The organism is Rhizobium sp. FKY42, from assembly GCF_005222835.1.
In the GTDB taxonomy this organism is placed as follows: domain Bacteria; phylum Pseudomonadota; class Alphaproteobacteria; order Rhizobiales; family Rhizobiaceae; genus Neorhizobium.
In genome coordinates this window covers 1-12,740 of record NZ_STGA01000011.1, presented here as the reverse complement: position 1 = coordinate 12,740, position 12,740 = coordinate 1, and the positions used below count along the sequence as shown (strand labels likewise).

The 12,740-nt window shown below is 59.1% G+C and carries 11 protein-coding genes, 1 pseudogene and 1 CRISPR repeat array; of the genes and pseudogenes, 3 read left to right on the top strand and 9 right to left on the bottom strand.

The window, feature by feature from the left end; translation table 11 throughout:
* Window positions 1-7 precede the first annotated feature (7 nt).
* The 3 genes from E8M78_RS06120 to E8M78_RS06110 are packed head-to-tail and all read left to right on the top strand — an operon-like array spanning window position 8 to window position 2,861.
* Window positions 8-829 (top strand): carbohydrate ABC transporter permease, encoded by an 822-nt coding sequence (locus E8M78_RS06120; protein WP_170973342.1) that lies wholly within the window; start codon window positions 8-10, stop codon window positions 827-829.
* A gap of 43 nt (window positions 830-872) precedes the next feature.
* Window positions 873-1,928 carry a sn-glycerol-3-phosphate ABC transporter ATP-binding protein UgpC gene (gene ugpC / locus E8M78_RS06115; protein WP_137134228.1) on the top strand — a complete coding sequence of 352 codons (1,056 nt, stop codon included), beginning with the start codon at window positions 873-875 and terminating at the stop codon, window positions 1,926-1,928.
* Window positions 1,929-1,934: 6 nt separating this feature from the next.
* Window positions 1,935-2,861 (top strand): sugar kinase, encoded by a 927-nt coding sequence (locus E8M78_RS06110; RefSeq protein WP_137134227.1) that lies wholly within the window; start codon window positions 1,935-1,937, stop codon window positions 2,859-2,861.
* Here the strand turns inward: E8M78_RS06110 and E8M78_RS24030 are convergent.
* From E8M78_RS24030 to cas3, 9 genes and pseudogenes are all read right to left on the bottom strand, one after another.
* Window positions 2,858-3,409: pseudogene (locus tag E8M78_RS24030) on the bottom strand (NnrU family protein); the annotation flags it as partial. The gene E8M78_RS06110 and the pseudogene E8M78_RS24030 sit on opposite strands and share 4 nt — an antisense overlap.
* Before the next feature lie 10 nt (window positions 3,410-3,419).
* Window positions 3,420-3,754: a CRISPR direct-repeat array (repeat unit 30 nt; unit sequence GGGTCTATCTCCGCGAGTGCGGAGGAACCT).
* Between the two features lie 51 nt (window positions 3,755-3,805).
* Window positions 3,806-4,117, bottom strand: coding sequence for a type I-E CRISPR-associated endoribonuclease Cas2e (cas2e, locus tag E8M78_RS06100; protein WP_137134226.1), 312 nt, complete (start codon window positions 4,115-4,117; stop codon window positions 3,806-3,808).
* Entirely contained in the window at window positions 4,117-5,013 is an 897-nt protein-coding gene (cas1e, locus tag E8M78_RS06095; RefSeq protein ID WP_137134225.1) for a type I-E CRISPR-associated endonuclease Cas1e, read from the bottom strand. Before cas1e ends, cas2e begins: the two co-directional genes overlap by 1 nt.
* A complete protein-coding gene (locus E8M78_RS06090; RefSeq protein ID WP_137134224.1) occupies window positions 5,000-5,830 on the bottom strand; it encodes a type I-E CRISPR-associated protein Cas6/Cse3/CasE in 831 nt (276 codons plus the stop codon). The genes cas1e and E8M78_RS06090 overlap by 14 nt, the downstream gene beginning before the upstream one ends.
* Window positions 5,827-6,585: a type I-E CRISPR-associated protein Cas5/CasD gene (cas5e, locus tag E8M78_RS06085; RefSeq protein WP_205910226.1), complete on the bottom strand. Its 759-nt coding sequence runs from the start codon at window positions 6,583-6,585 to the stop codon at window positions 5,827-5,829. Before cas5e ends, E8M78_RS06090 begins: the two co-directional genes overlap by 4 nt.
* Complete coding sequence (gene cas7e / locus E8M78_RS06080; RefSeq protein WP_137134223.1) at window positions 6,572-7,705, bottom strand: type I-E CRISPR-associated protein Cas7/Cse4/CasC; 1,134 nt, start codon at window positions 7,703-7,705, stop codon at window positions 6,572-6,574. Before cas7e ends, cas5e begins: the two co-directional genes overlap by 14 nt.
* Window positions 7,702-8,232 (bottom strand): hypothetical protein, encoded by a 531-nt coding sequence (locus E8M78_RS06075; protein WP_137134222.1) that lies wholly within the window; start codon window positions 8,230-8,232, stop codon window positions 7,702-7,704. Before E8M78_RS06075 ends, cas7e begins: the two co-directional genes overlap by 4 nt.
* The gene (locus E8M78_RS06070; protein ID WP_137134221.1) at window positions 8,225-9,817 is read right to left on the bottom strand and encodes a CRISPR-associated protein Cse1; all 1,593 of its coding nucleotides are present in this window, start codon (window positions 9,815-9,817) and stop codon (window positions 8,225-8,227) included. Before E8M78_RS06070 ends, E8M78_RS06075 begins: the two co-directional genes overlap by 8 nt.
* A 2-nt stretch (window positions 9,818-9,819) precedes the next feature.
* Window positions 9,820-12,381: a CRISPR-associated helicase Cas3' gene (gene cas3 / locus E8M78_RS06065; RefSeq protein ID WP_137134220.1), complete on the bottom strand. Its 2,562-nt coding sequence runs from the start codon at window positions 12,379-12,381 to the stop codon at window positions 9,820-9,822.
* Window positions 12,382-12,740: the final 359 nt, after the last annotated feature.

The following is a 12,740-nucleotide window of genomic DNA, read 5'->3' as shown; positions in this document are numbered from 1 at the left end:
GCGCTTCATTCGACGTAAGACGCTTGATAGTCTGGGCCTTCTGTTCGTGGCCTTCATCATGGTGTCGCCGGTCATCCTGTTCTTTCTCTGGATGATTTCGCTTTCGCTGAAATATGAGATCGATAACGGTGCCTATCCGCCCATTCTGTTTCCCGAGAATGTGGCCTGGTCGAACTATCTGAAAGTGTTCGAGGAAAACAATTTCCTCCTCTACTTCTGGAACTCAGTACTGGTTACCGGAACCGCGACCTTTCTGGCGCTGGTGATTGGTGTCCCCTCCGGTTATGGCATTGCCCGCCTGAAGGCTGAGAAATCCGCCGTCGTCATCATGATTGCCCGCATGACGCCCGGGCTCTCCTTCCTCATTCCGCTGTTCCTGTTGTTCCAGTGGACAGGACTTATCGGCACGCTCTGGCCGCAGATCATCATTCACCTTGTTGTCACGGTGCCCATCGTCGTCTGGATCATGATTGGTTATTTCGAAACGACGCCGATGGAGCTGGAAGAAGCAGCCAGCATCGATGGGGCCACCCCGTGGCAAGTTTTCCGGCTGGTGGCACTGCCCATCGCCAAGCCCGGCATTGTGGTCTCTTTTATTCTGGCGCTGATCTTCTCGTGGAACAACTTCGTCTTCGGCATCGTGCTGGCCAACCGCGAAACGCGCACGCTGCCGGTTGCGGTCTACAACATGCTGTCCTTCGAACAGGTCAGCTGGGGTCCGCTTGCCGCTGCCGCGCTCATCGTAACCTTGCCGGTGCTGCTGCTGACGATGTTTGCCCAGAAACAGATTGTGGCCGGTCTCACCGCCGGTGCCGTCAAGGGAGGTTGAGGGCTTGACACCCTCCCTCAAGTCTCAAATTCAGGAAACGCAAATGGCAACCGTCAATATTCAAAACATCCAGAAGAACTACGGCGCGGTGAAGGTCATCCATGGAATCGATATCGATATCGCTGATGGGGAATTCGTCGTGCTGGTCGGTCCGTCCGGCTGCGGCAAGTCCACACTCTTGCGCATGATCGCTGGCCTTGAAGAGGTAAGCGGCGGCGAAATTCACATCGGCTCGCGCGAAGTCTCCAATATGCCGGCGCGCGATCGGGATATCGCCATGGTCTTCCAGAACTATGCGCTCTATCCTCATATGACCGTTGCGGACAATATGGGCTTTGCGCTCAAGCTCAAGAAAGTTCCGGCTGCGGAAATCCAGACGAAGGTCAAACGGGCTGCCTCCATTCTTGGGCTTGAGGCCCTGCTGGATCGCTACCCCAAGCAATTGTCCGGCGGTCAGCGCCAGCGTGTTGCCATGGGCCGCGCCATCGTGCGCGATCCGCAGGTGTTTCTGTTTGATGAACCCTTGTCCAACCTCGATGCGAAGCTGCGCGTGCAGATGCGCGGCGAAATCAAGACCATGCATCAGCGCATTGGCACCACGACGGTCTATGTCACGCATGATCAGGTGGAAGCCATGACCATGGCCGACAAGATCGTTGTCTTGCATGGCGGCTTCATCGAGCAGATCGGCGCGCCGCTCGAACTCTACGATCGCCCGGCCAATGTCTTTGTTGCAGGCTTCATCGGTTCGCCTGCCATGAACTTTATTGATGGTCGTGTGGAAGAGGGCGTCTTCCGCACAACAAGGGGGCTCATCCTGCCGCTGCCGCAAGCCGTCGCGGAAAAGATGGGTGGCCGGGATCTCGTCTACGGCATTCGCCCTGAACATATTCGGGCGTCGACCCACGGTATCGAAGGCCGCGTGACGCTGGTGGAAGGAACAGGATCGGAAATCTTCACGCGTCTGGATGCCGATGGTGAAGACATCGCGTGTCTGTTCCGTGAACGCTTCGATATCCGGTTTGGCGATACGGTGTTCATCGAAATCGACCCGTCGAAGGTTCATCTTTTCGACAAGCAGACCGGTCGCCGGATTTAACGCGCAATGAGCAAGCGCATTCTGTGCGTCGGTGCCGCCGTGCTCGACACCATCTTCCGCGTTCGCGCTCTTCCGAGCGGGGAGGGGAAGATCCTGCCCTACGAGATGGTGCAGGTGGCCGAAGGCATGGCCTCCAGTGCAGCCTACGCCATAGTGCGGCTGGGGGGCAGCGCCACACTTCTTGGCTCTGTCGGTGATGATGATACGGGCAGACGCATCTGCGATGACCTCGCGCAAGCGGGGATCGATACATCGGCCATGAGTGTTGTGGCCGGTGCGCCTTCCGCGCTGTCTACCATTCTCGTCGATGATCGGGGCGACCGGCTGATCGTACCGTTTTACGATACGCGCCTTCATCACACCATTCCGCAAATCTCCGATGAGATGATTGCTGGCTTCGATGCGGTTCTTGTCGATGTGCGTTGGGCAAAGCTTGCCCGCGAGGTGCTGCGGGCTGCGCGTCGAGCCGGTATTCCTGCCATTCTGGATGGTGACGTAGCGCCATCCGAGACGCTTCTCTCCCTGGCTGAGATAGCTGATCATATCATCTTCTCCGAACCTGCTGCTCGTTCGCTGACGGAGGCGAGGGCGCAGGCTGATCTTGTCCAGGAACTGGCGGAGCGTTTTCCGCAGGCAATGGTCTGCGTAACCTTCGGTCCAGCCGGTGCCTTTTGGATGGAGGGGACGCAGCTTCACCATCAACCTGCTCTCCAGGTCAGGGCTGTGGATACCTTGGCGGCAGGCGACGCTTTTCATGGTGCCTATGCGCTCGCAGTTGCTGAAGGGCTTGGTACTGCCGACGCGGTTCGTCTGGGTTCGGTCACCGCAGCGCTTAAATGCACTGTCTTTGGCGGACGAACCGGCATGCCGCTGCGGATTGAAGCTGATAAGGCGCTGCAGCAACTCCCCTCATCATCCGTGCTGAGGCCTTAGTGAATGGTCAGCATGACGAGTGGATCGACGCCGAACAGCAGCGCGTGACCGCCCGTCGGCTTTCGCAAGGTGACTGAATAGCGGTTGGGGCTGAGAAGGCCCGCAATCACCAGAAACAGACCGATGGTAGAAAGCACAAAATTGACTGCCGCCTGCCACGCGGCAGGCGGCCATAGCTCGACATAGTCTATTTTCAGGTCCAAGGCGAAAAGCCAGATGAGCACAAGCGTCGAGGCAAGGGAGTAAAGAGCGAGATAGACTGTTCGTCCAAGCACGCCAATCAGCTGGGACCGAACTTGCGGGCTGGCCGGCATGATGTAGGCGGTCTTGGCTCCCACCGTCGCGATCCATTCACGCAACGCCTTGGCGATGCATTCCGGGCCGTTGTCGGAACGAATATGGGTGGGGATGCCGCGCAGGATAAACAGGTCAGAAAGCACGTCGATCACATCGAGCATGCGGATTTTCCTGCCGTTGTATGTACGATCCTCGACGAGGTCGTAAGACCAGACATGGTTTGGGTATTCCGGTCGAAGCCGGACGCATGAGCTTCCCATCGGGTCTATCTCCGCGAGTGCGGAGGAACCTTCGAAGGCGAAAGCCCTGTCGATCCGGTCGAGGGTCTATCTCCGCGAGTGCGGAGGAACCGATCGCGAGATGCTGCGCATGGTGTTCAAGGCGGGTCTATCTCCGCGAGTGCGGAGGAACCTTGCCTTGTTCGCGAGCCTCGGCTTCGTCCCAGGGTCTATCTCCGCGAGTGCGGAGGAACCTTGACAACCTTATGACGCCGCCTTCAGGCGTGGGGTCTATCTCCGCGAGTGCGGAGGAACCTTGCGCCATAGGCGCTGCCAGCCAGCAAGCCGGGGTCTATCTCCGCGAGTGCGGAGGAACCTCTTGCCTCTAAGTGCCTGATTATCTGGACAATGTCAAAGAGCAGTCAACGATCAGGGGTTGACGTTTGCAAGAGGACGCCTCACCAGCAGCATCGCATCATGCGCTACAATCTGCTTGGGTGGCTCGCCAAGGGTGGACAATCCAAGGCCACCATGGGCGGCGCTATCGGCCCAGGTCATGACGATACTGCCCTGCCGCAGCTGGCCATGCCAATCCATCATGACATCCCATATGCGGTTTCGAACGCCGGCGCTCATGCGGGGGTGCGCATAAACGCCGGCCGATAGCTCCAGCATTATCGATCCAAGAAAGCCTCGATAGCGGGCTTCCACATCACGCGTCATAATCACCACCATCGGCATTAGTCGTCGTCCTCGTTCGGGGCGCCGGTCTGGTCTGCTTCGGGTCCGACAAGAAGCTTGATCCGGTCTATCATTGTGGGAATAACGTCTCGCTGGCGGAAAAGCTTTGCCGCGCGTTGTCGGGTCAAGCGTTCCACCGGTTCTCCTGATTTCAGCGCCTCCTTGGCCGCTCCAAATGCGATGTCCAGCGTCACATCGTGTCGGTAGAGATCGGCGATATCGAGCACGAAGGATTGGCCGGAATCCTCATGCACGAAACCCAGTTGCGGAATGGCGCCGACGCTGGCCACGGCAACCGCTGCGGCGGCCCGCATGGCACTTGCGGCATGGTTGATGGCCTGATTGGGCGCATCACCGGCATTGGGGTTGTTGCGATCGTAGTTGCGCCCTTTCCAAGGAACGCCGTGACGCTGCGCCGCCAGTTGATAGCTGCGTTTGATCCGCGCCCCTTCCTGCCCGCGCAGCACTTCGATATCGCGCGTGCGGACAATCTCATCGAAGCGAATGGCGTACATCGCGCGTGCCACCTCCATGCGCTTCTTCGGGTCTGCCCAGCGGCGCACCTGTTCGCGGGCAAGAGCAGATGTATCCGGCATCAAGGGAGGGGCGGTGTAGAAGCGCACCGCACCCTCGCCAATCGCCGCCAGCGCGCACCCATGGCGTGCCAACAGGCGAAGTGCATCATGCGTAACACTGGAACCCGGACCCAGCAGAACGATAGAAAGCGCCTGATGCGGTATCTGATAATCTCCAGCGGCAAGCTCACCGCCTCCCGCCGTCACGAAGCGCAGGCAGCCGTCTTCCACCTCAAGCCTTCCACGATCCAGCCAAACGAGACCGTGTCTATCCGAATGGGGAATGCGAGCCTTCTCCAGCCCTAATCTACCGATCAGCATTTTGTGTGCCTCCGGGACGCAGCAGCAGCATTCCAAAGCCAAAGGCGGTGTGACGCCCGACACCCGAGATAAGAAGCTTTTGAAAAGCCTGCCCATCCTTCACCGTCAGTTCGCCGTGGAAGGTCGCGTCCGGCCCTTCTGAGATCGCTTCCTTCCCGTTGCCGGCTCTGCGCTGAACCCGGTCGCGCGCAAAGCGCGTCATTCTCGTTGCTTGCCGGTCAAGTCCTGCAGCACCTTCAAAGCGCTCGGCCAGCCAATCGAGATAGACGCTCTCGCGAGAGAATTCGCCCGTCTGCGCATCTTCCGGCAGACCTTCGGGAAATTGCCGCAGTCGCGCAATCAGGTAGGCATCCACTTCGCTGCCTTTCTTCATAGGGCCACGCAGATCCTCGCCCTTCAGGTGCCGTCGGTTTTCCTCGCGGCTCCACTCCTCCAGGGGTTTCAGAAGTCGCCGAACCGGACGCACCCGCACATCAAAGGCCAGACGTCTGCCTTCACGCCAGACCTTGGGCATTTCCCGCAGTGCCAGATGCGCGGTTCCCAAGGCGCTCAACAGTTCCGGGGCTGCGAGTTCCAGATTTTCCCGCAACACCTCTTCCGGCGTTCCCGTATAGGCATAGAGCGTAGCCCCGTGTCCGCCGTGGGTTTCCTTGGGCGCAGGCATAAGCCGGAAGGGTTGCAACAGGCCCTTGCCGAACGCTTCACTAAGCAGGTGGTGCAAGGCGCGGCCTTCATCGGCTCTAAAGCCTCGAAAGACGGCCAACCGGCGAAATTCGCGCAGGTCAATGGGAAGGCTCACAAGGTGTAGCACGCTCATGGGGCGACCTCTTCTGGCATTACGAAGCCCTCTATCACCCTGCGATGACCACCGTGCAGGCCGCTTTTCCAGTTCCTCAAGTCCGGCAGATCGTAGATGCGGGTTACGTCTTCGCCCTCTTCAGGGCCCTCTCCCGGCGGCCAAAAGGCGCGCAGCCTGCTTTTTGGGCTCTGTCTGTCGGCAGCAGGCAGGCGGGTTAGCGCGGCATAAGCTGTCGGAGCGTCAACGAACCAATGCTCGCGTCGGGCGGGAAGGATCGGCCGGGATGGAAGGCAAGGCTTGCGACCGATAAAGAGTGGTCGCGCCGGGAAATGCAGAGCTTTCGCCAGCCTTTCCAGATCAGGTTCGCCATTGAGAGGTTCGAGCCGAACGGCAATCACCATGCGTGCATCCATATGGTAATCCCGCTTGCGGCGGTGCGGTGCGCCATAGCTTGCGCCATCGCGCCCTTCCACAATGCCCCAGCTGGTCCAGCCACGATCGTTTTTTTCCAGCTGTGCGTTCTGCATATCGGTTAAGGTGCCGCCGGGAAGCTCGCGATCAATGCGGGCGGCAAAGACCAGCCGATCCTGCAGCGCCTGATGCTTTTCCGTCTCGGTGCGTTTCCACCCCAGCGCATTGGCAAACAGCCCGGTCAGCATGGAGGCTGCCGGAAAGTCTCGCGTAACGCCGATCTGGTCGATCACGACACCGCCAAAGGCAAGCAGCGGTGCCTCAAGATCGAGGATCAGCCACTGCTTGTCAGTCATTGGCATCGACCGCATCCTTCACCTGTTCGGCGGCCCAGGCTGCCAGATCCGAAAGCGGCGTCTTGTCAATGCCGGGTAACTGCCCCTCAACGCTCAGATGGCGGCGCGCTTCACCCGTGGCATAGGCTTCGTCGAAGGCGGCCAGTTGCCGCGCCAATGCATCGCGGCCATCGGTAAAGCTGTGACCAACGGCCTTACGAAAGGCAGTCGACAGCGAACGCGGCTGGCGATCTCCCGCTTCCACCAGCATTAGTTCGGCGCGGCCATAAGGTGCTGTGGAGCCAAGCTTGGCGCCCGGAGAGACTTCCGCAATCAGATAGAGAAGATTGTGAACGACGCGGGCAGCCAGTTCGCGATCTTCACCGCAGTTTTTGATCAGTCCCGGCAGATCGATCACCACATAACCATAGTAGAGCCCGGAGGTGAGTTCGGTTTCCTGGATCGTATCGGCGCCGCTATCGTCATCATCCCGCTTCAGATCGTCCACAGCGGTGAAATAATCGTCCTCGCTTTCTGCCGGATGAATTGTGAAGGCATGGGCCACATGCACTGGTGCGTCTATGTTTGCGGCGGGATCAGATGTCACCATGCGGCCGAAGAGAGCGGCGGTCAGTCCGCCCGGCAGGCTTGCACCCTCGGTCATCGTCTTGAAGTTCTTGTCCTTCGCCCAATCCGCGACGGCCTTTTCTGCGGCTTTGGCATCTGCGGACGATGCAGCAATCTCTTCCGCGCGCGCGGCAAGCCAGGTAATTTCCGGCTCACCGAGCAGCAATGTCTGGCGGCTCTTCTTCCCCTTGTCGGCACTTTTGCCATAGACAAGCTGCTGGAAAGCCGGTTCCAGCGCATTCACCACCTCATCGGCAAAGCGGCCCCGCAGCGGCTTTATGACCTTTTCCGTTACCAGTTCGCGGGAGCGGAAGGAATCCACGTAGCCAACAAGCTGTTTCAGCGCGTGCGGGTCGTTTTCTGCCTTGCGCCAGTGGCGTTTCAGGCTTTGGGAGGAAATGCGGGTGCGCGTGGTGCCACCATAGACGAGGCGCTTGGCCTGACCGGTATCGTCACGGTTCAGCAGGGCTGCCGTATAGGTATGGAGTGTATGAATTTGTAGAAAACGGGGCTTGGTCATTTGTCTTCTCCCTTGGCCTCAGCGGCGGCAATGCGGTCAGATGCGGTGTAATAATGTCTTGCGAGCTGGCGCAGCGGCCAGACATCGTTCACGAAGAGAAGCTGGGCGATATCGACACAGTTCACGCCCAGTTTCATTTTGCGCGTGATGAAGCGTGCAATGCCTTCCAGCGCCTCTGCGCGCCGGGCAAAGGGCAGGGCCATGAAGCTTGCCAGCCGCTTTTCGGAGAAACCAGCTTCGGCCAACACCTTGCCGAGCGGTTCGCCGAGCCGGTGAAACGGAGCGCGTGAGCCAACGTCGCCACGCGGTGCCAGCAGTGCGAGGATTTTCACCAGTTGCATACCGGAGGTATCGCCCCGTAAACCGGTATCGTGCGCGAGACGCCAAAATTCCAGCTCGCCGGGGCCATCCACATCCATGCGGCGCAAACGGGCCAGCTCGCCGGGATCGAATTTCATCATCTTGCCGACGAGAGCGGCGATGGTGGATTTCAGATCGTCATCTTGTGTCTGGACGGGTTCAAGCATCTTCCGTCACCTCTCTCGCATTTTGAGCCGTGAACAATTCGGGGTAATTTTCCCGCAAATCTTTTGATCGAAGCGCCCGCCGTGCCCTGACCTCGGCTCTGAAGCGATAGAGGGAATGGCAGGGCATATCCGGCAGGAACTGCTCAAAAATGGCTTGCGTGCGCTCCCAAAGGCAGGAGGCGAAGGCAAGCGCTTCCGCCTTTCTGGCAGCCTCGTCCAATGTTTCGACCTCAAAGCGCCGCCAAAGATGTTCGAAGAAAATCGTATCGGCAAAGCGGTCGAGCGCGGCGCGGGCTGATGTTGTCAGCTGATAGCTGTCGCGGTTGATGCGTTCGCTTTCCCCGGATGCAGCGGCAAGCACCAGCGAATAGGTCAAGGCCTTGCCGAAGCGGTCGATGGCCTTTGTTTGCTCTTGTGCCAACAATCGCAGGATTTCCTGTGACTGGGGAGCCCCCCACCCGCGTATGATTTGCCGGCTTTCGAGGGGAATAATGCGGGAGCGAAAGCCACCAGTCTTAGAATTGCCACGTGCCAAGGCCTGGGCAACAATGGCAAGCGGCGTATCCGGCCCCTCAAAGGAGGCGCGAGCAGCAAGAAGCGGAAGCACCCATTCCCCGGAAAACAGCAGTTTGGTCAGTGTTCGATAGTCGAACTCGCCCTCGTCTCCAATCGTCAGGCTCTTGTTTTCCGCCTTGTGGATGGGCGCCCAAGGATCTTCCAAACTGCCTTTGGCCGATTTGGCCGCAATGCGGGTTTCACGCGATGTGCCTTTGACTGCCGTGATGCGCCCGCCACGGTTTGACAACCGCACCCGGCGGCATACCTCGATAAACCAGATATCGAGATCCTTCAGTTGCAGTTGATCGCCCTCTGCCCAGGGTTCCAGCCAGGTCAGGCCAATCGCGTCATCCGCATAGGGCAGGCCGGTAGCACCCAGCACATCTTTGCGCGTTTCCAGAAGAACCCGCAGATCCCGGCGAAACCACGCACCGGGCTGCACGTCTATTGCCTTGGCCGTCGCCAGAGGCGCCAAGGTCAGCATGGCGCGGGACGAGGAGCCGCCATTCATGCGGACAATGCCCTGATTGCCAGCACCACCGTAACCTTCGCCTGTTTGCAGCGAAACGAGCGCAAACAGCCAGTCCTCTGCCGATCCCTCGCGTGCAATCATCTGCTTCAAATCATGATTGCGTGAGGTGATCAGAAGATCCAGCCCATCGGCGGTCGCGACATCATTTCCAAGCTTCACACCTTCAGGCACGGGGGGTTGCAGAAAGGCGGGCTTCGACCAGTCATCGACACTCAGGCACCAGGGTTCATCGTCCGGGTAAGCCGGTGTCAGGCCCCGCAACAGCGTCAGCCATTCGTCCTCCTGCTCAGGAATATCCTCGCGCCCCGCCTTGTGAAGCGCAAGTGCAGCCAGTTGCACCAGAAACATATGCCAGGCTGGCCCTTGATGGGGACGAAGGGCTGTAAAGCTCTCGAGTTCGTCTCGCGCCAGCGCGGCGAGAACACCGGGAAGCGTGAGGTTGGCAGAAGGTGAGACGGTGATGAGGGGCTCCTGAAGAAGATTCGTTGTGAGCAAATTTAATCCTCCCGCCTCAGACCTATCCGCCCGTAGCGGAAGGTCGCGTCGTTGATCCTGAATGTGATTGACCCAACATCCAGTCGTGGCTCGACCGGCTCTTCGGAAAACACGCCCTGCCAGTGCGAGGGCAGGTTGATGCCCGTGATCTGCTGCCCGAACGGGCTGGTGACGGGCGTGGCAAATTCCACGCGCGCGCCTTCTGCGCCCAGCCGGGTGCGAATCTTTTCCTCCACATCCGCAAAGGGCATGAGGTTCGTGAAATCGCATTCGAATGGCAGCCGCAGATGCTTGGCCGATTGGGCATCGGCGACATCCTTGCCGTAGACGCCGTTCCAATAGGTCTGCCACGATGGGCCGAGTTCTGCACTCAGCGCTTCAATGCGTTCCGGATGCGTGGCGCTTTCCACGAGAAAGCGGTTCATCTCCGGAATCTTCCAGGAGGGGTGGTCGAGCACCAGCCTTCGCGTCAGTTCACAGGCATGCAGGTTGCGATAAACACCGCCGCCATCGCGGAACTGTCCGAGACCGTTTTCGAAGGCGGGCTTTGCCAGCCGGTCCAACCCATCCTGTGGCGACAGCACCAGACATTGCGGCACCTCGAAACCTGCCGGACGGACCAGCCTGTGACGGTGCAGCCGGCCAATGCGCTGAAGAAGCACATCCACCGGGCAGAGATCGGTGATCAGCAGATCGGCATCAATATCCAGAGACTGTTCGAGCGTCTGCGAACCGACGATGATCGCTCCCTCTCTGTCGCGAACACTTTCGTCAGGGCTCAGCAGGCGTTCCACATGCGTGTCGAGAAGCGTCCTGTCTTCGGCGGCAAAGCGTGAATGGTGCAGCGCCGGCCCACCCGCCACCTGCATGAGCAGAGCTTCGTCCCCCATTGTGCGCACCGCTTCGAATGTATCCTGCGCCGCCCGCACCGTATTGCGGATAACCAGAACCTTTGCCCCCTGACGGGCCGCCTCTATGGCGCGGCTTGCGGCGATTTCCGCCGCCCATCCGTCCATCAGCGTCATCGCAACCTCTTTGCCGGGCTGCCCTGCCTGCCTGGCATCGCGCACGCCATCGTGGCGGCCCCAAACTGCGGGATAGGGGGCGGCAATCGCATCCTGAAACGTTGGTAGTTTCCTGCTTGTTCGATCGGTTTCCAGCCATGCCACTCGGGCCTCGGCGCCAAGCGTGGCCGACATCAGCATGGCATGACCGCCGCGCTCCAGATGCATCTTCAGCAGATGGGTCTGGATATTGCTCATATAGCGATCGGACGAATGGATTTCGTCGATGACAAGCAACGAACGGGAAAGAGCGGCTGCGCGTAGGTGGGCATGTTTCACCTGAAGTGCCGCCAGCATGGCCTGATCCACCGTGCCCACGGCAACAGTTGCCGCCAGATAGCGGCGCCCGCCTTCTGCCGCCCATCGAGCAATGCGTCTTGCTTCATCGGGGTCGTCGTCCCACAGGACCTCGAAGGCTGGAAGTTTTCTGCCCGATATTTCGCCCGAGCGAAGATAGCCGGGCACTGCCTGCACCGCCTCTGGCGCATCTTCGCCCATCAAACGCTTCAAAACATCATTCACCCGCTGATGGATCTGGCGCGCCGCGGCGCGTGTCGGCAGCGCGAAATAGAGACTATCCACCTTTCCGGCTTCGAAGAGTTGCGCAAACCGCCAAAGCGCGGCTTCTGTTTTGCCGGAGCCTGTTTCCGCTTCCAGAATGATGAGCGGATCATCCAGTGACCACTCGCCGGTTACCTGTTGGGCTCGGCGCGAAGGTTTCCCGTCGGAAAGCACGCCGAAACTTGCCTTGCCTTGAATTGCGTCTCGCCAGTGCCGGACATCCAGCCCGATACCGGTCACCGCACGGACGGCCTGTTGTTTGGCACGCTCCATGTAGCTGGGATCGCATTCCGCCACGAATGGAAAGAGGGATTGAGTAGACCCCAGCCAATCCGCCAACGACACCAGCCCGCAAAACAGATGCTGGAAGTCCGGCCGAACTGGAAGCGCGGCGCCCCCTTCCGAAAAGGCAAGCGGGAACCATGCGCGCATCAAGCCGCCCAGTTGATGCGCCGCGGCAAGGGGGGCGTAGGCAGGCCGCAATACCTGTTCCCAATCATTTTTGGCTTTCGGCTCTAAGGAAAACGGGCGACCGTGATGCGCGATTGCCGCAAACAAAAGACCCTGACTGACGCCCCATGATCGCAACTCAGCGAAGTGTAGCGCTTCGGCCAAGGCACCATTTTGAACACCGGAAAAGATCGCAGCCCCCTCCTGAACATGTCCATGCAGGGCAAGTCGTGGCCAGATAATCCCGTCTATAGTCCCTTTTGCCTGAAAGCCGGGATGAAGCTTGCCGCAATCATGCAGAAAGACTATCGTCGCCAGACGAGAAAAATCGATCTCGTTGAGAGGTCGCCCCGCCGATCTTTCGAGGCGCTCGTGTATGACTGGCTGTTTCGCAATGGCTTCGAAACAAGCTGCAACATCTGCGCAATGATTTGCTAGATGGTGACTAGATCCTTCGTTGATTTTACCCCAAGGAATTGGGTTTTCCATGAGATGTACGCTCCGCCGCACTACATCTCGAAGGGAAAGTATTTTTCTTCCAGATGCAATTAATTGTTGAGTTACGGAGCGGTTTTCCCTTGACTTAATTTGAAGCCGGTTGGTTTGCGCTCACTTCTAGGTTTTGGCTCGCGGCGACCTGACGAATATGGAATGGCGGATCATTGAAGTGCTGTTGCCTACAGCGCGGCGCGTTCGATTGAACGCGCGAACGACGCTGTAAGACTTTAAATTGATGCATGTTCGTTCCGCTCAACCGAATTCGGTTGAGCGCGACATGCATTGCAATCAAAGTAAACCTCCACCTACGGTGGAGGACTGGACGAGTTCTACATCGTAGTGGAGAGACC